This is a genomic window from Chitinivibrionales bacterium (assembly GCA_035516255.1).
GTDB lineage: Bacteria > Fibrobacterota > Chitinivibrionia > Chitinivibrionales > FEN-1185 > FEN-1185.
Window position 1 is genome coordinate 13064 of the sequence record DATJAL010000009.1, and the last position, 22041, is coordinate 35104.

Sequence of the window (22041 nt, forward strand, 5' to 3'; positions counted from 1 at the left end):
GCAGGGGGCATCGCATTCCGGCTTTTTGACCGAAATCGTTAAAAACATTTTTTATCGTCCGGATTATTCTTTATTTTTTCAATACGCCACAGGCTCAACGGTTTTCGCTTCAAGATGTGGGGAAGGTATTGTCAATGAAACTCTTGCATGGTATAATCAAGTTGAAAAATCCGACTCTTTCTAATAGAGAATTTCAAAACAAGTGTCATGCGTTTCAGGCATAAGGGATAAAATGTTCTTCAGGATACACCCGACAAAATTGAGCCGCCGAGTCATGGCGGTCGTCGCCGGGTGCGTCCTATGGTGCTGCGTGTTTCCGGCACTGGCGGGAGGCCCTTCGGACAAAACCGCGAACGCGCTCATTCAGACGGCCGATGCGCAGTTCAGGGAAAGGCACGACAGCGCCGGCGCTGAAACCTGCATTAAAATATACCAGCTGGACAACGTTCCCTACCGGCAATACCTCATCAATGCCGGCGAGGGGTTTGAGCGGGCGGGGATGAAAGCCTTGGCCAAAAAAGCATACACCGAGTACCTTGAAAAATACGGGGCCGACCCGCGCGCGGTATCTCATCTTGCAATCCTCGAATTCGGCGACCGCTATTACGGCCGCGTGGTTGACCTGCTCACGAGAATCCCGCTGCAGGTGGCGGCGCAGGACCAGCTGTGCATGATCCTCGCCGAATCGCACAACGAGATGGGTCAGTTCGACAAGACCGTTGCCCTGCTTTCCCAGCCTAAATACCAGAAGAACAGGCAGGCGCTCGAGCTTCTGGCATTTTCAAGCGCGCGCCTGCACGACTATGCCGCGTCGCTGTCGTGCTACGAGCGGCTGCTCGCCTTTGCCCCTGCCGAAAAAAAAACCGAGTATGTTTTCCGCATGGGGCAGGTGTACGAAGACATGGGCGAGAAAGACAAGGCCATGCAATGCTACCAGAAAAATCTGGCCGACTATCAGCCGCATTGGCCCACCTATGAGCGGCTCGCGGCAATGCTGCTGCAGGACCGGCTTTTCCAGCAGGCGCAGCAGCTGCTCGAAAAAGCAATCTCGCTGCCCAATGCAAAGCCGGTGTTTAAAAAAATGCTGGGCCAGAGCCTGGCGGAACAGGGCGACAGACCGTCCGCCGTCAACTGGTACCGGCAGTACCTTGATGCGGTGCCCGACGATTCAACGGCGTGGTGCGAGCTCGGATCGGTCTTTTTTCAGCAGGAGCATTTTCAGGAGGCGGTCGAGGCGCTTAAAAAGTCCGTTGCGCTGCAGCCGCTGAACGCCGAATGCCTGATCATGCTCGGCACCTGCTACTGCAGGCTCAACGACTCGGCTTCGGCGGTCGCGCCGCTCGAGACCGCGCGCACCATTAACAAATACGACATCAGGGCGCTCTCGCAGCTCGCCGGATACTACCGCATGAAGCACGACAGCAAGAACATCGCAAGTGTGCTCAAGGACTGGACCATTGCAGACCCGAAGAATTCCCAGCCCAAGTTCGAGTTGGGGAATATGTATATGTGGGACCAGAAATACCGGGACGCGATCCCGGTGCTTGAAGGCGCGAGTGAACTCGACAGTACAAACCTGCAGATACACCTCATGCTGGCAAAGGCCTACGAAAAGACCGGCAACGAATCCGCCAGGCTCCTGCACCTTAAAAAGGCGGTCACCTACGGATCAGGCAGCGCGGATGCCCAGTATGAATACGGACGGTTCTTCACGGCCCGCAACCAATTCACCTATGCGCGGCAGTTCCTGGCAAAGGCCGCCGCTCTTGACCCGAACAGGGCGGCGGCGCATTACGAGTTCGGCCGCGTGCTTTTTGCGCTGGGAGAAAAAGACAGCGCCCTTCAGCATTTCAACACCTGCCTGCAGATCGAGCCCAACAACAACGCGTATATCGTGCAATTCGTACAGGCCGCTCACGACGTGGGAAGAAAAGAAATGGCGCTTGACTACATCACCAAGGCGCTTGCCCGCGACACGGCCAATCCCGAGATACTCCAGTGGACCGGGGTATTGTACCGGGAATGCGGGTACGACGACACGGCAAAGCAGATCCTTCTCAAGGCGATCACGATCGACAAGAACTGCGCGTCCTGCTATAAATACCTCGCCGACATCTACCGCACCAACGCCGATTACGACCTTGCGGTGAAATTCTACAAGCAGTCGCTTTCCGTGGGAAGTTTCAGCGAGGCCGCATCCATAGGCCTTGGCGTGTCGCTGATGCTGTCGGGCGATCTCGACCGCGCGCTCATGATGTTCGAAAAGATTTTTTCGGAAAATCCCAAGGGCGAGGAGGCGCTGTACCGCCTGTGTTCCGTTTACATCCGCATGGACAGCCTCGACATCGCCAAGACGCTTTACACCCGCTACGAGGCCGGCCGCAAAAGCGCGTGGCTGCGCCTCATCCAGGGCGAACTGGCGGAGGAAGAAAACAGGTTCGATGACGCGCTCGCCGCATACAATGCCGCCGTCGCGATCATGCCCGAAAACGCTCTCGCGCACGCGGGCGCGGGCCGCATCAACCTTGTCAAGAAGCAGTTTGAAAAGGCGGCGGAAAATTTCGGCAGCGCGCTCGCCCGCGACGCGCACAACGTCGACTTCACGCTCTGCATGGGCAAGGCGTACGAGGGAATGGGCCAGAGCCAGGCCGCCTTCGACCTTTACACCGAGGTGGAGAAGAAATCGCCGAAGAACCCCGAGGTGTTTTACGTGATGGGCCGCGCCCTGAGCAGGCAGAAGCTGCACGACAAGGCACTCGCCACGCTCCTGCACGGCATTGAGGTCAGCCCCAAATACACGGCGCTGTATTTCGGTCTGGGCCACGAATACCGCGCGGTGGGGAAGTTCAAGGAATCTATTGAGTCGTTCAAGAAGTGTGTGAGCAACAAAGCCGACGAGAAACGGTATATCGACGCCTATAAGATCATCGGCAACATTTACTACAGCGACCTCAAGGATAATGGAAAGGCAAAGGAGTTTTTAAACAAATATATAAAGGCGGGCGGGAAGGACGACAAGGTGAATGAGATGCTGAGCAGCATAAAATAATGTCGACAAACTCTCCGATGTTGACAGTTTGCAGTTGACGTCGAAATAAACAATGTAAATTTGTGCCAGCCTTTCGGCTTGGCTTAGAATAAAATCCGCGGATTAATCCTCATTATTGACTTTGTCACTTTGTTATTCTGTCACTTTTTTAATAATCCGCAATAATCTCCTCCCCATTGACAATCACCAACCTCACCTCTGGTTCCCCGAGTATCAGTTCGTCCAGCAGTGCATTTCCCGGCTTTTGCGGAAACCGCACGCCCACGATGTCGGCCGTCATGCCCGGCGCAATGGCGCCGAGCTCTTCTTCCACGCCCAGCGCCCGGGCCGGGTTGACCGTGATCCACCGCAGCATTTCCGCCGCCGGGACATGGGGATATTTTTGGCGCGCGCAGAACAGCTCGTCGAACAGGTTGCCGGAGCGCTCGCACGACAGGCTTTCGGTCGCGGCGCAGATGAGAACCCCGCGCTTCATGGCCACGTCAAGCGGGAACGCCTTGTGGCCCGCCTCCTGTGAATACTGGAAGCAGAGCACCGCGGCCGCCTGAAGCTCGGCGAGCCGCTCGAGCTCCCTGCCGTTGACATAATTGCAATGGAAGCAGATCGCGTTGGGCGGGATCAGGTTGTTGGCGAGCGCAAAATCCATCGAGCCCTGCGTCACCTTGCCGAAAGGCCAGGCCTTTTTTCTGGTGATGTGGAAATACAGGTCGCCCGTCTGGTCCGAAAACGCCTGGAGCTCTTCTGCGCTTTCCGCGACATGGCATGACCACAAATACCCGTGCCGCCTGCCGAATTCGGCAAGCGAAGCGTGCGCCTTCGGGGACAGGGAATACAGGGCATAGGGCCCGGCTCCGGTCCGGCCGCTTTTCGCCGGCTTGCCGATGCGCGCCGAAAGCGACGGCACAAGCTTTTCCTCTTCGTCAACGCTTTCCGGATGCGCTTCGTGGAACACGAACGAATGCAGCGGCTCGGCCGCGAGCACGCGGGGGGAAATGCCGCGCCGCGAACTGTCGGCCGCCGTGGTGATGCCGTGCGAAAGCAGTTCCCGGCCGCCGAGCCGCACCGCGTTTTCGATGCCCGCGTCCGGCACCTGCCGCAGCCGCGTCGCGCGCTTGGCGATCCACGACGCAAAGGTCTCCTCCTCGGCCTTGGGAAGGTCGCGCAACGCGTTTTCCTCGAGATGGGTGTGGATGTTGATGAGGCCGGGAAGAAGGAGCATGTCGCCCAGGTCGACCATGCGCTCGTTTTCCGCGCGCCTTGCCCAGCTTTTCGGCCCCGCGCTCACGATGCGCCCGCTGTCGACCGACACCGCGCCGTTGTGCAGGATTTCAAACGAGGGGAGAAGGATCCATTTCGCGAGGTAGAGGGTGGTCATAGGAATAGTGTATCACAAAAAATGAGGAGAAAGTATAGTGATAGGTTTTTGTTCAAGATAAATAAAAAAATAATACTTTGAAGGGGGAAGGTTCCCCCTGGCCCCCGGCTTCCGCCGCCTCATTGACAAAAAATAAGAATGAAAGGCTGGCGGCGGCGATCCGGGGGCACACCCCCTCCTGGGTGTGGCCGGGTACCGGAGTGGCAAGATTCATCCTTCAGCTGGGCGCACCCGCGGAGTGCCGCTGAAAAAGTGTCCTTTTTCATGATAAAATCTTGCAAGTGAAGAGGGAAATCAAAAAAGGCTGATGATGCGATTGGAGCCACAGATACTTTTTGACCAATCGGAACGCCCATTTTTCCGAATCTGATTTGAGATATAAGCTATTCAATCCACGGAAAATTCGATTTTAACAAATCCTTAACAATAGGCAATATGGCGCCGGTATATTTCTCGTTTTTGACCGAACCCTGCGGGGGAATGTGGACGAACAGCACACGCCGCACCTTCGTCCCCAAAAAAGTATACAAGGCATTATTGCATAAGTAAATCCCAGCATCCGCGCTGATCGAAACCGGGAAGGCGAATTCGCGGGGGTCCGTCATTGAACAGCAGAACCTTGAAAGCCGTTTGGAGGGCCCGCCCTGCTCTATCTCGCCGGTTGCGGTTTCGCCGGCATTGTCCGCGCCGCCGCGGAGATTGGCGCCGACGGTTTCGAGTTTGACAAAGTCCCCATTGCCTTCTCCCACAGCAAAAACCATGTCCGGGCCGAATGATTTGACCGCGGCAAGGCCGGCACGTTCTACCTCGCCCCACAGCACATCCATGACAACGGTTTTAATTTTATACGGCGACTTCCAGGTTTTCAGGAATTTGATAATGGTTTCGCTGCCGTTTACCGGACGGCCCGCAAAAGGTTTGAAGGCGGTAAAGAGGATTTTAGGAGGGCGGGGAATCATTTGATTTGTTAACAGCCCTTTTTTTGAAAACCTGGTTCTTATCGGACCTTAAAAAAAATGTCGTGACGACCCACGCGTAAAATCCCCAAGGTACGAACCGTATAAAAAGGTACAGGGCCTTGTTCCAGAAACCAGGCACGACAACGATCTTTTTTCCCTTCTTCAGCGCAGCAAGAGATTCGGCAACCACATCGTCGCTCGACATCCACCGCACCGGGCCCGCGTTTTTGAGTTGAGCAGGGGCAAGGTCGAGTTTGGCATGGAAATCGGTGCGCGTGAATCCGGGGCAGAGCGCTTGGACCTTAATCCCCTGCCTGCGCAACGACAGTGAAAGGGATTTGGAAAACCCGTTGAGAAAGGACTTTGTCGCGGAATAAATTTCCGATCCCGGCAGCGGTAAAACCGCCGCAAGCGAGGAAACATTGATGATGACGCCTTTTTTCGCGGCGATCATCCTGGGAAGCGCGGCATGCGTCATCAGCACCGTCGCCGCAGCGTGCACCTGTATCATCCTGCCGATGTTTTCCGGGCTTTCGATTGCAAAAGCGTTTTTAAGGCCGAAACCGGCGTTATTGATGAGGATGTCGATGCGGGCAAGGGACTTGACAAGAGAGATAAGGCCGTCGAGGTCTTTTTTCTCGCCGAAGTCCGCGATCACCACCTTCACCGAGGTGCCGTAATGCGATTCAAGCTCCGCCGCGAACTTCTCGAGGATCTGCCTGCGCCTTCCGGTAATGACAAGGTCGTATCCCTGCGACGCAAGGCTTTCGGCAAACGACTTTCCTATGCCGCTGGTGGCACCGGTGATGAGGGCGAGGGGGGTGATGGCCATGGAGATAAAATAGTAACAGAGTGACAAAGTAACAAAGGGGCAAAGTTAAATCAGCGTAAAGCGGTCAGCAATCGGCAGTCAGCGGTCAGAAAGAAAGGTTATTGGAATTTTTTTCTTCTGACCTCACCCCGGCCCTCCTGGCCACCCCTCTCCGAATAGGAGAGGGGATGCGAACCCCTCCATATTTTTTCAAATATCATCCCTTATTAAACCGAAAACCCTAAATGAATGGCGACATATATATTTCAAACCTGTATTTTTACATGGTCTATTAAACTTGTCCGAAAGGAAGATCCATGAAGAGCCATCTGATTGCCGCCATCGTTCTGTTCAACGCGTGCCTCCTGTTTGCGCAGGACAAGGCAGTCCAGAAACCGGTCGGGTCGAATCCCATGGCGCCGTTCCTGCTGATCATCATCATTTTCCTGATTTTTTACGTCCTGATATTCCTTCCGCAGCGGAAAAAGCAGAAGGAAACGCAGACCATGCTCGACAAACTTAAGAAAGGGGACAAGGTCGTGACCATCGGCGGCGTGCTCGGCACCGTGGGCAACGTGAAGGACAGCACCGTGATGGTGAAAATCGCCGACAACACGGTCGTGGAATTCAAAAAGACCGCCATCTCCTCCGTTGTCAGCGATGACAAACCGGAAAAATCAGACGGTACCGACAAGAAGGAAACAAAAGGATAACCGGGATGCTCGAAATCCTTTTATACGGCGATCCCATCCTCCGCAAAAAGGCGAAGCCGGTCGCGGTCTTTGACGCGAAGCTCAGGGCATTTCTCGATGAGATGATAGAGACCATGAAGGAGCGCGACGGCGTGGGCCTGGCCGCTCCGCAGGTGGGCGATTCGAGGAGGATCGTGGTGATCGACGCCACCAAGGGGGAGGCGCCGGCCATGGTGCTTGTCAACCCGGAATTCACCTTCAAGTCAAAGGAGCTTGAGGAGCGCGAGGAGGGGTGCCTGAGCTTTCCCGACATCCACCTCGACATCAAGCGGCCCGCTGTCGTGTCGGTAAAGGCATTCGACGAGAACGGCAAGGAAATCCTCATCGAAAAGGCGGACGGCCTTCTGTGCCGCGCGCTCCAGCACGAGATTGACCATTGCGACGGGCTGCTCATCATCGACCAGGTGTCGCTCCTGCAGCGCAAGCTCCTCTCCAGCAAGCTTAAAAAGATATCCGCCGCGGGTCCGGGCCGGCCGGCCCCTTCGCGCAGGGCAAAAGCCGTTTGAACAGGTTGTTTTTCCGCAAGACCGTTTTGATCCGCCCGCGTTTTCTATATTTGTTTTCAAAAATGACCGCCCGTCTCGCGATCCCGTTTCTTTTTACCGCATTCGCCGTTGTATTGGAGTGCGTGCCGCCCCAGGCGAATGGGTCCCGATGGTATTTTTTGTCATCGCCGAAAAAGAAAGCGCCCCCGCCGCAGCCTGCCGAAACCGGGGCGCAAGTTGCCCAGAATGCCGCACCCGCACCGGATACGATGCGCGACAGGCGGGGCCTTGACAAAGTGCAACCAGCCCCTGTCCAGAAGGAAAATGCGGCGGAAATGCCTTTTCACGTTCCCTTCACCACGGTGCGCATCGTGCTGTTCCAGGGTCTGTCGCAGGCGGCGGTGCTCTCGTCGTCGTCCCTCGACCTTTTGAAAGGCGGCACTCCCGGCGCCGTGTCGCTGCGGGGCGGGGCGGTCATCGAGCGCGGCGACGCGTACGGCAGGGCGTTTTTCCAGGCGCCGGGCCTGGGCAGGATCGTGGCGGCGCTCCCCTGCACCTTGTTTGCGAAAAGCGAATTCAACATTGTAAAGATCGAAAACCTGTCATGCCGCGGATCGGTGATTGTCGCGCCTGAACAGGGCGGCCTTTTCACGCTCGTTAATTTTGTCAACGTGGAAGATTATCTGCGCGGGGTGGTGCCGCTCGAGGTGGGCAAGGGAAGCGACGACATCGTTGAGGCGGTCAAGGCGCAGGCGGTGGCCGCTCGCACCTATACCTACCGAAAAATGCAGGACAACGCGGGTTCGTCCTTTGACCTTTCCGCCACGGTCGCCGACCAGGTGTACGGCGGCGTTGCCGCGGAATCGGAACTCTGCAGCAAGGCGATCCGCGCCACGCGAGGCGAGGTCATGCTGTACGGCGACAGCCTCATCTGCGCCTATTACCATTCCACCTGCGGCGGAAGGACCGCAAGCATCGAGGACGCGTGGAACAAGCCGGCGCAGGGTTACTTGCGCTCGGTTGACGACAACAACGGGATGTCGGGCCCGTTCTGCTCGGCGTCGCCGTCGTTTGCCTGGGAGGAGGTGTGGCCCCTTCCGCAGTTTTCTTATATTGTCAACCGCTATTCGCGGGAGGCGTTCCCGCAGAACCCGGCCTCGGGCGAGGTGCGCGCCGTGTCCGTTGATGCGCGTTTTTCCTGCGGCAGGGTGCGGCAATGCACCGTGCGCACGACAAACGGGACCTTTGTGTACGGCGGCGATAAAATCCGGTTCGTGTTCCGCAGGAACACGGCGGGATTTCCCATTCTCAAAAGCAGCTGCATCACGAGTGTGTCGGTGCAGACGGGCACCGTGACCATGCGGGGCAGGGGATACGGCCACGGCGTCGGAATGTGCCAGATGGGGGCGATTGGCAGGGCACGGGCGGGGCAAACCTATGAAGAAATATTAAAAGCGTATTACACGGGGATAACGGTAAAGAAAGTTGCCGAGTGATGTGAGCCAAAGAATAAAGCCGCAGATGACATGATTCGATATCCGCTTTTTCATTCCACAATTGTTGTCATTACTTTGTACAAGAGCTTATCCTGTTGTATTCGGCGAAATTAAGGGCCCGGCCCGTTTTTTTGGAATCTTCTTTTGTGTAAAGCAATGGCACCTGCCGACCCTTAGGACAGATCGTTCTCTCCGGTGGCGAAGATCCTCGGAAGGCATTTGTGACAACCTATCAGCCACTTCAATTCGGCATAATTGATTCGCTGGGCCGCTTTTTAATCACAAACCTGGCCGAGGTAAATTATACGGTGCGGTTTTTTTACCTGCTCTTTACGGATATGGAGTTTTCGATTCTTCCGGCGTGAGGGTCCTGTCCGCTGACACGGTCGATCTTGGCGTGATCACCCTTACATCCAGCGTTATTCCCGTGCCGTAAAACCTTTCCATTTCATACGATTCCCTTTTGCAAACCGTTTTATTGACATGGAACAGGGCCGATACGAGCATCGTCAAGGGATATAATGTTTTCAGGAGGGATACGGACTCGGCCTTTGTGCAGACTCCGATAAACGGGGCGATTCTGGTAAAGGACACCTTGTTCCAAGACAGTACCGTCCACCAGGATAGGGCCTATGAATATAAAGTGGTTGCAGTTGATAAGCGAGACGATGCGGGGCTGATGAGCGACGGGAGCACGGTGACCGCGACTTCCGTATTCCATTTCATCAATATTTTTACCGGCAATGGATCTGACCGGGGAAAATTCCAAGGCATTTTAGACTTTCGGGTTCTGAAAAATGGCAGAGTGGTTGTGGTCGACGATACCGGTTTTGTCAAGATTTTTAGCAATGACGGCAACCTGCTTAGAAAATTCAGCAACCTCGGATTTTTTCCAACCTGTATCGCAGTTGACGATTCCGGGAATATTTTTTTAGGAAATACCACAGACGTTGATGAAAAGATTATAAAGGCGGATAGTATGGGCATCCTGGCAACCGGATGCACTATGAATGTTTATATGAAGCGTCTTGAATGTGTATATGACCAATTATATGCGGTTGATGTTGGAAACGCAATTCAAGTAGTTGATATTGACTTAGATGCGCTTACAAAATCGTGGCTTTCCATTCCCAATGGATATTTTATTTATTTTGCCGTTGATTCGCTTTCAAGGCAGAGTATTAATAATGGAAACGCCAAAAAAAATATGACTGTGGATACTTCTCGCATTATATTATCAAAATGGAGTCCTTCGGGTGTAGGTAGTTTCGTGGCAATAGGCCCAAAGGCGAATATTTACGTGGTTTCTGACCCGAAAATATTGGTTTTCAAGCTAGCGGGCGACCTGATCGCAAGAATGGAAACAGGAAACATTTTTACGAGCCCGTACAGTTCCCCTCAAGCCGCTTTTCCGGAGAAAATTTCGTTTGATAAAGACGGGAACATGCTTGTAGCCGATTCCGATTATATTAAAAGATATTCTGTGGGTATTAGATGATAAATCCGGGTAATTGATAGATTGCAATTACTGAATGTCCTGCGGAACCGGTCATAAAGATTCGTTTTATAACCGGTAATTTCTCTTGGAGTGAGAGTCGGAAAAAACTCTAATGTTTTTTATTAACTGTCTTGTTGGGAAATAAAATTATTATATTTTACAATTCATGCATTTTTATTGATTATTATAACAAATCCTCATCCATTATTATTTAAAATCCCAGAAGGGGGTACGGTTATGTTTTCTAAAAGCAAGTTACTGGTGCTGTTCCTGGCAGTCTGCGTTTTCGCGGCGCCGGAAACAAAAACGGCAACCAGTGGGCAATTCTCTTTTGTGCAGGGAGTGGGCGTGTACCAGCCCAGGCTGTTCAATTTGGATGCGATGTATTTCACCTGTAAGAAGCTGGTGAACGGAAAAGGGGCCATTTCTTTTTCCTGGTCTCTTCCCGGCATGAAGGCCGACAATGGAAAAATCTCCGTATTCACGGTTGCGGGAAAATTGATTAGGTCGTTTGACATTAAATCTCAGGAGGGAAGGATCTCCTGGAACATGCCTTCCAGAATGGCGAGCGGCGTTTATTTTGCAACGCTCACCTATGGAGCATTCAAGAAAAACGCAAAAATACTTTATTAATGGTCAAATCAAATAAAGGACCTATTGAATAAAACCCAATACAAGGCACCATCCAGGAGGAAATCCATGTTGAAAAAAATCTCTGCACTACTCATTATCTTTTCGGCAAGCATATTTGCTCTGCCTTCCTATCCTACTTATTTGGACAGCGTCGTGGTACCGGTCAAGGTGATTTCCGGTTCGGGAACGACCTGGTCGGGCAAAGTCAATTATTGGCTGCGGGTCGGCGACAATGATTCGCTCAGCATCAGCCTGCAAATCAATCCGGTGGGCGGCGCGCCTGCCTGCAACATCTCCAACACCTCAGGCGATGTGGGCACGATCCAATGGGCAAACGGTATCAACGGAAAGCGCGAGATTTTCTTTGACTGCACTTTTCCCACAGCACCTATGGCCACCGACAAATATACCGCCACGGTTACGATTCTTGCAGACCAGAGCAACCTTGAAAAAACCGCGCGCAATGTACTTGCAGGAATCCCCAATAGCCAGAAATGCGGCATGCTCGCAGGCACAGGATGTTTCTGTACCTTCGATGTGACCGGCGTCACCGCCCCCTCTCCCTTTACCACGGTTGTGGGGTTCCATATGTGTGATGGACCGCTGGGAATCAACATGAGAGACCCCAACCACGTCAAATGTGCCACGCTGTATCCCGCGCCCTCAGCACGCGCAAATGCTTTTGACACGAGCCTTTCCTACCATATCGGACTTGCCATCGGCAGCGAGGCAAAGACCGCTAACCCTCCTTGCGGACAAAATACCATTCAAAATCAAAACGTTAACCTCGCTCCCATGCTCAACATGGTGAGGGACCCGCGCGGCGGCAGGGACTTTGAAACCTATGGCGAAGATCCTTTTCTCACGGCATGGTTGGCGACCGTGGACACGCGCGGCAGGCAGGCTAACGGCATTATTGCCGTGCCAAAACATTTTGTTTGCAACGATCAGGAATTGAACAGGGAAACTTCATCGAGCAATGTGGACGACACAACGCTGCATCAGAGCTATGCCTATCCCTTTGAAATGGTCGTGAGAGAGGCGAAGCCGTGGGGCCTCATGGCCGCCTACAATAAATTAAACGGCACGCTCTGCACCGAAGACACCTCATTGCTCGCCGGCATTGCAAAACGGGAATGGGGGTTCAGGGGATTCATCGTTTCCGACTGGTACACGTGGATGGGACCCGCCGCCATCGGTTCCGGCCTCGATATCGAAATGGACTGGGTCAATATTTTCGGAAAAATGTGCGACGGCACCGTGCCTCAGGATACCATTGACCAGAAGGTCCTTGACCAGTTGCGCGGAAAAATCTGGACTGGCTGTGTAGCGGATTTCAGTGCTTTGAACGGAACAAGCACCATTAACAGTCCTGACCATGATACCCTTGCAGTCAAGGGAGCGCACGAATCGCTCGTGCTGGTTAAAAACGATTCAATTCTTGTGGGCGGCGTAAAACAGGCGCCGCTGCTCCCGCTCAATAAAACGGCCCTTAATTCCGTTGCGGTTGTCGGGCCCTATGCCAATCTGATGAGAATCGGCGCGGAATGCGAGGGCACGAGCGCGCGCGTCGACCCATGTCAAAATGTGATCGTGACACCCCTCACGGCTATTCAGAATAAAATCGGGGCCGCAAAGGTTACCACCACGTGGGCCAATGCCGACGTCGTGATCGTGTTTGTCGGTATTCCTTCCACCCAAGACAATGCCGCGTGCGAGGGCCATGACAGGCCTGATGTCGTGCTTCCGGTCAGTGAAGACGGCACGGACCAGAATGCGCTGGTCCAATCCATACTCGCGGCAGGCAAGAAAACGATCGTGGTGCTCACCGGCGGAGCAGCGGTGAGCCAGGGCGCATGGAGCAATGCATCTTCGATACTCGTTGCTTTTTTCCCCGGCCAGGGGCAGGGTGACGCGATCGCAGATGTTCTGTTCGGCGACTACAATCCGAGCGGAAAGCTCAGCGTTTCTTTCCCCAAGACTGCTGCGGATCTGCCGCCGTTTACCGCGGAAGGCGCGGCGAGCAAGCAGTACCAGTATGAGGGGCCATCCGACGGAAAGGGATATTCTTATTATTTAAAAACCGGGAAAATCCCCCTGTTCTGGTTCGGATGGGGCCTGCACTATTGCACTTATACCTATAGCAATATGGTATGTCCCAGATGCGCGGCGATCGGCTCAAAGGTCAGCGTTTCGGTCGATGTCACGAACAACGGGCCCATAGCTGGCGACGAAATCGTCCAGCTTTATCTGAGTCAGAAAACGCCCATTGCGGCAAGGCCAATAAAGCAGCTCAGGGGATTTGCGAGGGTGAGCGTGACCCCGGGCCATACCCAAACGGTCAACTTTAATTTGAGAGAATGGGATTTTGCCCACTGGGTACATGGATCCGGCTGGACGGTTGATCCTAACAGCACCTACAATATTTCCATTGAAAAGTACGCGAATGATCCTAATGCCTTGGTTTCATCAATTACTTTGGATCCTGCAGCAGGCGGGTGCCAATAAGCGGTAGTCCAGTAGGGTTTTTCTAATCGGCCGGGAAAATAAAACTTTTTATTTTTCCGGCCGATTGTTTATTTTATTACATTACCAAGCCCATGGTTACCTTTGTAACCCAATATAAATTATAACATCAGAAATTTTACCCGATTTTCAGAAAGGCACAGCTATGGCAGTTGGACAAATGATCCGGACCACCGTTCTGGGTTTTCTTGCGGCGGCATCAGCGTGTTTTGCGCAGGCAGACGATTCTGCAACTGGCAATCAGCAACCTTCCCAGCCTCCACGGGCAGTTTCGCAGCCCGCGGTTCAGGAAAGTTCCGGCGCCGTATTGCCCGCCGCGCAGGCTCCACGGGCGCTTAACCTTGGAAACGACGTGCAAAACAAGGTGTCGCTGTTCGGCGCGGTTGACGAAGGACAGGTTATGCGGGGCACGGCCAACCGGAGCAATTACGATCTGTTCAAAAGGGTTTGGCAGCAGAGCATGATCTTTCATCTGACCAACGACCTTTCGTACAGGGATCGGATGCATTTGATTTTGAGCTTTGAAAGTGGCTTGGACTTTTCTTACAAGCAGGACAACAGGTATCCGGCGACCCTTACCGGCGTGTTCAATTTTTATCCCAACGACGTTGAGATGAATTATGCGTTCGGCAACCCCGACATGCCATGGCTTAAATTATCCGCTGGATATTTCCCGTTCAAGTACAATCCTGACGCCAAAGACCTCGGTGAATACCTGCTCAGGTCCACGGCATATCCCACCGTCATTTACACGTGGTGGGAATTTCCCATGGTGCGCGAGCTCGGGTTCCATTTGAATGGAACATTGGACTGGCTCATCAACAACCCCCAGATAGACCAGTTCAAATGGGACCTGATGCTTACCAGCGAGACGCAGGGCTGGCCGCTGCAGGACTGGACCTTTTCGGCGTTGGTGTCCAACAACCTGCTGCAGTTCTTTGATCTCGGCGCCGGCGTTTCATTTCAAAGATACCTTTCTGTCGATGAAGCAAAGACAACGCCTCATATCCCCCAAAATTCCTATCTCAACGAAAACGGCGACACCAGCTATTATACCTTCAAATCCATCAAGCTCATGGGAAGGGCGTCGCTCAACCTGCTGAGGTTCGTCCCGAAATTCAAGCTCCCGCTGCCCCAGTTTTTCGGCAATAAACCGTTTTTTGGCCCCGAAGACCTTAAGGTCTACGGCGAGCTCGCCGTACTCGGCCTTCAAAACCAGACCGCATACATGTGGGACACCACGGGTGTTGGCGCTGGCGGACAGCAAAAGCTCGTCGTGGCGCCGCGGGTAAACCCGGTTGCCAACGGCCCGGTCAATTATTACGATTCTCTTGGCGACAGGATGCCGTATATGGTCGGCATCAACCTTCCTACCCAGCCGCTCATCAGCTACGGAATCCTTCCCTTTCTCCTGACAAAATGGCTCAAGGACGAGACAGGTGATGACATCAGACAGCTTTCATACGTGACCTTGGTACCAGCGCTCGCAAGCGGCGTTTGCAATTACTTCCTGGGATGGGACCTTGGGCTTGATGTGTTTTCCTTGGAATTTGAATGGGTGAGCCAGCGATTCCCCTTTGACGATTACGGACCGCTTAATTTTACCGGAGGTAACGTGCCCCTGCCCGCGAGCAACGCAAACAGGCTCAACTATCTCGCACAAAAAGGTGAAGGCTCTCCGCAAACGGTAAAATACGCCCTGTATTTTAAAAAATCATTTTTTAATCAGCGGCTCGCATTGTCCGGCCTCGTTGCGCGCGACCACATGCGGCCTCCCTATAACGGCGAATATGTTGACGCCGTTACCGATGATTTTACTCAGACGAAAAACCAATGGTGGTGGACGTTCAGGCTGTCTGCGAATTTCTAACCATTCGGAAGCAAGAGTGCCACGATGAGAACCAGAAACAACATTGGTTATTTTCTCGGAGGGAAAAAATGACAGGAAGAATATTATTCACCATACTTTTAGGATCTCTGGTGTGCCTTGGACAATCGGGCCCCGCGCACGACGCCAATACGATAATTGAATCTCCTGATATGAAATTGAAAACCAATATTTTTATCGGGCTCGACGAAGGCCAGGCCATGCAGGGCGTGCTTGACCAGGCCCAGCCCGCGCCCCAGCTGTCGCCGCCCTATGCAACCGTTCAGAGATTATGGCAGCAGGAAATGGTAATGTATCTCACGGCAGCTATAAATTACCGCGAAAGACTCCAATTCATCCTGAGCACCGAATGTGACCTTCATTTTTCCACGGTCCAGCCGCAGATTTTCCCCAACACCACAAGGCCGGGCTTTTTCTTTTATGCTAATGACGTCGAGGTGAACTACAGCTTCGGCAACCTTGACATGCCGTGGCTCAGGATCGCGGTGGGGTATTTTCCCGTCAAGTACAATCCCGACGCCAAAAACCTTGGCGAATATCTTTTGAGATGCAGCGCCTATCCCACCGTCATTGTGACGAATTTTGAGTTTGCCATGATTCGCCAGCTCGGCCTGCGCCTCAGCGGTTTTCTGGGAAATCCGGCCATCGATCAGCTCAAGTGGGATCTCATGCTTACGAGCGAATCGCAGGACTATCCGCTGTTCGACGGCACGCTCAGCGCCATTGTGTCAAACACTCTGTTCGACATGTTCGATATCGGAGCAGGCGTTTCGTTTCAAAGGCTGTTCCCGGTTGATGATTCAAAAACAACGCCCAAAGACAAACCCCTGGCCCAATACACTGATGTCAACGGCGTTCAACAGGCATACACATACTCTTCCACAAAAGTCATGGCCCGCGCATCCGTAAACCCTTTACGGTTTGTACCTCAGTTCAAATTGCCGGCTCCGGAATTTTTCGGCGACAAACCGTTTTTCGGCAAGGAAGACTTGAAAATCTACGGTGAAGTCGCGGTGCTGGGCACGCAGGACATTTTTGCATACGACTCCTTTGCCCAGGACACCCAGTATGTCAACGGCATTCCCGTTGGTTTCACCAACAAACCCGGAACCGGGAAACCGGTGGCTGATTCAATAAATTATTATAATAACTGGAAAGACAGGGTGCCGGTCATGGCTGGCATCGATCTGCCAACCAATCCGCTGATCAGCTACGGCGTTCTTCCCCTTCTCCTTACCAAATGGCTTAAAGACGAAACAGGCTCGGACATCAGGCTGCTTTCTTATATCACGCTGCTGCCTGCCCTTGCGAGCGGTGTCATGGACCATTTCCTGGGATGGGACCTCGGGCTTGATGTTATGTCACTTGAGTTCGAATGGTTCAGCCAGAGATATCCCAATAGCGATTTTTACGCGGTCAACCCGGGGGTAAATTACAAATCGCCTGTTCCGTACCCCAACTCCTATCGATACGCCGCCGGCTTTGGAAAACCAGAGCCGTCAAAGTATTCATTGTATTTCCAGAAAAACTTTTTAAACAAATTTGCAATTTCAGGCCTTGTCGGCCGCGATCATTTCAGGCCTATTTCGTTTGTGAGTCCGGACTATGCCCAAAACGACGACTTCCTGCAGTCTAAAAACCACTGGTGGTGGATGATGAGGCTTTCAGCGAATTTTTAATAGTGTTTTAAAAAAAAATACGGCTTAGAGGCTGGCTGGTTATCCGCCGGCCTTTTGCTTTTTAAGGCGTTCACGGGCGTGAACGGACATCCGCCCGGCTCATAGGTTCTTCTTGACTTGGCACCGGCCTTATGCTTATTTTTTTTGGTCATTGTTTTCGCCCTTTTGTTTATCCCACACTTAACATTAGGAGAAGCTCATGGCAAGCATCAGTCCTACCTCCGCGACAGCCGCTACAGCGCCAATCGAAGAGGGCAAGAATTACATGCCCGCGCTTGTGACGCTCACGTCGCTGTTTTTTATCTGGGGATTCATGACATGTCTCAACGATATTCTCATTCCCCATCTCAAGGCGATTTTCAAACTGAATTACGCGGAAGCGGCGCTTGTTCAGTTTGTGTTTTTTGCCGCATATTTCATCATATCCTTGCCGTCGGGCGTCATTGTGCGGAAGATCGGGTACAAAGTCGGTATTGTTATTGGACTTCTCGTTTCCGGACTCGGATGCGTGCTGTTTTTTCCCGCAGCAAGCAGCCAGTCGTATCCAGTGTTTCTCGGTGCGTTCTTTGTACTCGCCTCGGGGATCACCCTTCTGCAGGTTGCGGCAAATCCCTATGTCGCGATCCTAGGACCAGCTAAAACATCATCTTCGCGTCTGGTTCTTACCCAGGCATTCAACTCACTCGGCACCACGGTCGCGCCCTGGTTCGGTTCGGTACTCATCCTTTCCGTCGCAATAAAAACTGCGGATCAAATCGCCCAGATGAACGCTACTGATGCAGCCGCCGCACTCCAGACCAACGCTCACGCGGTACAGGTGCCGTATCTAATGCTGGCGGGGGTGTTCGCGCTGCTCGCGATTTTCTTTATGATCATGAAACTCCCGAAAATCGTGGAAGAGGCCCGTGATCCCGGTGCAAAGCACGAAGGAACCGTCGAACTATACAAGAAAACCCTCAGATACCCCCATCTCGCGCTCGGCGTACTCGCCATTTTCTTCTACGTTGGCGGCGAAGTGGCCATTGGAAGTTTCCTCGTAAACTACATGAAAGACTTGGTGGGTTTCACCGCCGAACAGGCCGGAAAGTTCCTTATGTTCTACTGGGGCGGCGCCATGGTAGGCCGTTTCATAGGCTCCGCGGTACTGAGATTTATCAAGCCAAGCGCGGTTCTTGCCTTCAACGCGACCGTGGTCTGCTTGCTGCTTATTGTCACCATGGCAAGCGCGGGCCATGTCGCGATGTGGTCGGTGCTGGCCATCGGCCTTTTCAATTCCATCATGTTCCCGACCATTTTCACGCTCGCCATTGCGAAACTCGGACGCCATACCAGCTCGGGTTCCGGTCTTCTATGCATGGCCATCGTGGGCGGCGCGCTCGTTCCGCCGCTCATGGGAAAGGTCGCAGACATGATCGGGTTGCACCACTCGTTCATTATTCCGCTCATCTGCTACCTGTACATCTTTTTCTACGGGTTCAGAGGATCAGTTCCCAAACTTCCTGCGGGCGTTACCGAGAACGACTGATAAGGGCCTCATAGCTCCACGACAGCACAACTCTCCGGCGCAGACAAGCGCCGGGGAGTTTTTTATTGCTTTACCGGCATAACGCCGGGCAACGAAATGTATTTTTTATCCATGAATATTCTGGTTCTCAACTGGCGCGACCTAAAGCACCCGCAGGCCGGCGGCGCCGAAGTTCATTTCCAGGAGATCTTCAGGCGGTTTGTCAAGAGAGGACATTCCGTGATCCTCCTTACCACAAAATTTCACGGTTGTAAAGCGCAAGATGACCAGGACGGCATCATAATATACCGCTGGGGACATACGTATTTGTTCAATTGGGAGGCGCCGTTTCTAATCAGGCGCGTGTTCTGGAAACACCGCATAGACTGCATCGTGGACGATGTCAACAAGCTGCCGTTTTTCTCGCCCAAGTGGTTTCCCAAAAAGCAATGCGGCGTGATATTCCATCATCTGTTCGGCGATACGATTTTCGGGCTGACGTCGTACCCATCCGCACGGTATGTGTTGTTCATGGAGCGGCTGAACGCCTGGGGGTACAAAGGCACGGCGGTCTGCACGGTTTCCCGGAGCACGGCCGCCGAACTCGTTGAAATGGGATTTGCAAAGGATTCGATCCGGATCATCGAGAACAGCGTTGACACCGAAAAATACGCGCCGGATCCTGCGGTGAAAAAGGAGCCGGGTCTTCTTTTATACGCCGGAAGGCTCAAGAAATACAAGAACGTTGCCATCGTGCTTGACGCGGTAAGAAAGCTCTCCGATAATGGATCAAACGTCCGCCTTGCGATCGCCGGCGCCGGCGACGATGAAAACAACCTGCGTGCCCGCGCCCGCATGCTTTGCATCGAAAACAGGGTGCAATTCCTTGGGTTTGTATCCGAGGAAGCAAAAATAAACCTGTACCGCAACGCAAGCGTATTTGTCAACCCCTCGCGCAAGGAGGGGTGGGGTATCACCAACATCGAGGCGGGCGCGTGCGGCACCGCGGTGGTGGCCAACGATGTGCCCGGGCTGCGTGATTCGGTGCGGCACGGCGAGACAGGGCTGCTGTATAAGGAGAACGACTGCAGCGACCTGGTGGCCTGCATCGGCGCGGTGCTCGGCGATGCGCTGCTGCGTGCCAAGTTCGAGGCCGGCGGCAGGAGCTGGGCACGGGGGTTCTCCTGGGACGAAAGCGCGAAAAAAATGGAGCAATGGCTCACCGAGGCCGTATGCGCGCGATAGCGTCGGCGATGGTTAAAATCCTGGTCACCGCCGCGGTGCTCGCCTTCATCATCTGGAAGCTCGGGTGGCGTGAGATCCTCGGCACCTGCAGGCAGGCCGACCTTGCCTGGCTCGCGGCCGCGCTGGTCCTTTTTTTCGTGAGCGGCTGGCTGGGCGTGGTGCAGTGGCAGATCATCCTCAAGAACAGGGGGGTGGCGCTGCCGTTTTGGCGCGTGTTCTCCTTGTATTTTATCGGCATGTTCTTCAACAATTTCGCGCTCGGCATCATCACGGGCGACGCGGTGAAAGTCGCATATATCAAGCTCGGCGAGGGGCAGGGCAAGGCCGGGTTCGCGGCCACGTTCCTCGACCGGTTTGCCGGCCTGTGGGCCATGCTCGGCTACGCCATTTTCGGGAGCGTCCTGCTCATCAAGCAGAAGGCCCTCGAAAGCCGGAGCATGACGCTCGCCATTGTCGCGCTGTTCGTCACGTTTTTCTGCTTCGGCGGAGCGCTGCTGTTTCTCATGTCGAAAAAACTGCAGACGGCCGCGTTTGCGCTCATAGATAAAATACCGTTCAAAAAGAGGGACGCGCTGAAAAGGATCCTTGACGAAACGATCATCGAGACGCACGACGTGCACATCCTGCTGCCCGTGGGCGTGCTTTCGACCGTGGTCCAGTTTATGCGCATCGGCGTGCACATCATGTGCGCCGGGGCGCTCGGGCTTCTCAGCGCCGCGAACATACACTATTTTTTCATTTTCGTGCCCATCCTCGCCATGATGATGGTGGTCCCGCTGCCCTTCGGCATCCGGGAGAGCGTGGGCGGCACGCTGTTCGCCTTAGCCGGGTTCCCGGCGCATGCCGCGATCGTGATGGGGTTTCTGGCGACCATCGTGGGAAGCGCGGCAAGCCTGGTGGGCGGCATTATGTTTGTTATAAATAAATTTTCCCCAACGAGGAAAACCAATGAAGCTATCAATCGTGATCCCATTGCTTAATGAGAACGAAAGCCTTCGGCCCCTCATGCAGGGCGTCGACGCGGCGATGGGCGGCGCCGGCATCGCCTACGAGGCGGTGTTCGTCGACGACGGCAGCACCGACGGTTCGTTCGACACGCTGGCCGCGCTTTCACGCGAGTACGCCGGCAAGGTCCGCGCCGTGCGGTTCAGCAGGAACTACGGCAAGGCGGCCGCGCTTTCGGTGGGCATCGACCATGCAAAGGGCGACGTGATTGTCACCATGGATGCCGATTTGCAGGACGATCCCGCCGCCATTCCCGACATGGTTAAGCTGCTTGGAAGCGGCTGGGACGTGGTAAGCGGCTGGAAAAAGAAGCGCTACGATCCCATCACCAAGACCCTGCCGTCAAAGGTGTGGAACTTCACCACCTCGCTTTTCGCGGGCGTCAAGCTTCACGATTTCAACTGCGGGTTCAAGGCGTACCGGGCCGTCGCGGCAAAATCTCTCGAAATTTACGGCGAGCGCCACCGCTACCTGCCGGTGCTCGCGGCGTGGGACGGCTATCGCGTGACCGAGATGGTGGTGCCGCACCATCCGCGCAAATTCGGCAAGTCGAAATACGGGTTCGGCAGGGGGCTCAAGGGTATTTTCGACCTTCTCACGCTTTTGTTCCTCCGCAAGTATATGAAAAACCCGCTGCACTTTTTCGGCCTTGTGGGGCTGATTTTCGCGCTGCTCGGCTCGGCCGTGCTCGCGTATTTCGGCGTTGAATGGATCGTCACCCGGCAGATGCACATCCGGCCCCTGGTGCTGCTGTCGCTCGGCGCTATCATCATGGGGATACAGTTTATATCCATCGGCCTGATCGGCGAGATGATCACGCATTCGGCGCCGAAGAACACCTATCAGATCAAAGAAGTTTTATAATAATATTTTCTCCGAAGGTGCTTGACAGGAGAATATGCCGTTTGTAAATAATTGATCGTTACGATTGCATCTGCCGGAAAATGAGGGACGGAGGTTCAGTGTATTCGGGCGTTAGGCAGGAACGGAGGCCGCGCTGGGCGTCCCGCGCCGCACGGGAGACGCCGCCGCGTGGCGGCCCAGCACGTGGCAGCCCGAGGCGATGGCCGGGACCGGAGTGAGGGCCGACGCCAGCTTTAGCTGGTGGAACGCCCGTTTTTTATTATAGGACATCA

The 22041-nt window shown here is 54.0% G+C and carries 17 protein-coding genes; 13 read left to right on the plus strand and 4 right to left on the minus strand.

Features of this window, described 5'->3' with window-relative positions; all coding sequences use genetic code 11:
• The first annotated feature begins 274 nt into the window (after positions 1-274).
• On the plus strand, positions 275-3049 hold the full coding sequence (locus VLX68_03315) for a tetratricopeptide repeat protein (protein ID HUI91256.1): 2775 nt from the start codon (positions 275-277) through the stop codon (positions 3047-3049).
• 148 nt (positions 3050-3197) lie between these two features.
• Here the strand turns inward: VLX68_03315 and VLX68_03320 are convergent, their stop codons facing one another.
• The 3 genes from VLX68_03320 to VLX68_03330 form a co-directional block, all read right to left on the minus strand.
• Positions 3198-4424: an amidohydrolase family protein gene (locus tag VLX68_03320; GenBank protein HUI91257.1), complete on the minus strand. Its 1227-nt coding sequence runs from the start codon at positions 4422-4424 to the stop codon at positions 3198-3200.
• A 383-nt stretch (positions 4425-4807) separates the two neighbouring features.
• Positions 4808-5383 carry a hypothetical protein gene (locus VLX68_03325; GenBank protein ID HUI91258.1) on the minus strand — a complete coding sequence of 192 codons (576 nt, stop codon included), beginning with the start codon at positions 5381-5383 and terminating at the stop codon, positions 4808-4810.
• The gene (locus VLX68_03330; protein HUI91259.1) at positions 5364-6215 is read right to left on the minus strand and encodes an SDR family oxidoreductase; all 852 of its coding nucleotides are present in this window, start codon (positions 6213-6215) and stop codon (positions 5364-5366) included. Before VLX68_03330 ends, VLX68_03325 begins: the two co-directional genes overlap by 20 nt.
• A 296-nt stretch (positions 6216-6511) precedes the next feature.
• Between VLX68_03330 and yajC the strand changes: the two genes are divergently transcribed.
• The 12 genes from yajC (at position 6512) to VLX68_03390 (ending at position 21769) form a co-directional block, all read left to right on the plus strand.
• A complete protein-coding gene (gene yajC / locus VLX68_03335; protein ID HUI91260.1) occupies positions 6512-6907 on the plus strand; it encodes a preprotein translocase subunit YajC in 396 nt (131 codons plus the stop codon).
• Positions 6908-6912: 5 nt separating this feature from the next.
• Positions 6913-7452: a peptide deformylase gene (def, locus tag VLX68_03340; protein HUI91261.1), complete on the plus strand. Its 540-nt coding sequence runs from the start codon at positions 6913-6915 to the stop codon at positions 7450-7452.
• Positions 7449-8927 (plus strand): SpoIID/LytB domain-containing protein, encoded by a 1479-nt coding sequence (locus VLX68_03345; GenBank protein ID HUI91262.1) that lies wholly within the window; start codon positions 7449-7451, stop codon positions 8925-8927. Before def ends, VLX68_03345 begins: the two co-directional genes overlap by 4 nt.
• 478 nt (positions 8928-9405) lie before the next feature.
• The gene (locus VLX68_03350; GenBank protein HUI91263.1) at positions 9406-10425 is read left to right on the plus strand and encodes a hypothetical protein; all 1020 of its coding nucleotides are present in this window, start codon (positions 9406-9408) and stop codon (positions 10423-10425) included.
• 237 nt (positions 10426-10662) lie between these two features.
• Positions 10663-11058 (plus strand): T9SS type A sorting domain-containing protein, encoded by a 396-nt coding sequence (locus tag VLX68_03355; GenBank protein HUI91264.1) that lies wholly within the window; start codon positions 10663-10665, stop codon positions 11056-11058.
• A gap of 66 nt (positions 11059-11124) precedes the next feature.
• Positions 11125-13566 (plus strand): glycoside hydrolase family 3 C-terminal domain-containing protein, encoded by a 2442-nt coding sequence (locus VLX68_03360; protein HUI91265.1) that lies wholly within the window; start codon positions 11125-11127, stop codon positions 13564-13566.
• 163 nt (positions 13567-13729) lie between these two features.
• Positions 13730-15454, plus strand: a complete 1725-nt coding sequence (locus VLX68_03365; GenBank protein HUI91266.1) for a hypothetical protein — start codon at positions 13730-13732, stop codon at positions 15452-15454.
• A gap of 170 nt (positions 15455-15624) precedes the next feature.
• On the plus strand, positions 15625-17151 hold the full coding sequence (locus VLX68_03370; protein ID HUI91267.1) for a hypothetical protein: 1527 nt from the start codon (positions 15625-15627) through the stop codon (positions 17149-17151).
• Positions 17152-17350: 199 nt separating this feature from the next.
• Positions 17351-18676, plus strand: coding sequence for an L-fucose:H+ symporter permease (fucP, locus tag VLX68_03375; GenBank protein ID HUI91268.1), 1326 nt, complete (start codon positions 17351-17353; stop codon positions 18674-18676).
• A gap of 111 nt (positions 18677-18787) precedes the next feature.
• Positions 18788-19900: a glycosyltransferase family 4 protein gene (locus VLX68_03380; protein HUI91269.1), complete on the plus strand. Its 1113-nt coding sequence runs from the start codon at positions 18788-18790 to the stop codon at positions 19898-19900.
• Positions 19888-20880: a lysylphosphatidylglycerol synthase transmembrane domain-containing protein gene (locus VLX68_03385; protein ID HUI91270.1), complete on the plus strand. Its 993-nt coding sequence runs from the start codon at positions 19888-19890 to the stop codon at positions 20878-20880. Before VLX68_03380 ends, VLX68_03385 begins: the two co-directional genes overlap by 13 nt.
• Positions 20849-21769 (plus strand): glycosyltransferase family 2 protein, encoded by a 921-nt coding sequence (locus VLX68_03390; GenBank protein HUI91271.1) that lies wholly within the window; start codon positions 20849-20851, stop codon positions 21767-21769. The genes VLX68_03385 and VLX68_03390 overlap by 32 nt, the downstream gene beginning before the upstream one ends.
• 111 nt (positions 21770-21880) lie before the next feature.
• Here VLX68_03390 and VLX68_03395 read toward each other — a convergent pair whose 3' ends face one another.
• Positions 21881-22039 carry a hypothetical protein gene (locus tag VLX68_03395; protein HUI91272.1) on the minus strand — a complete coding sequence of 53 codons (159 nt, stop codon included), beginning with the start codon at positions 22037-22039 and terminating at the stop codon, positions 21881-21883.
• Between the last annotated feature and the right edge of the window lie 2 nt (positions 22040-22041).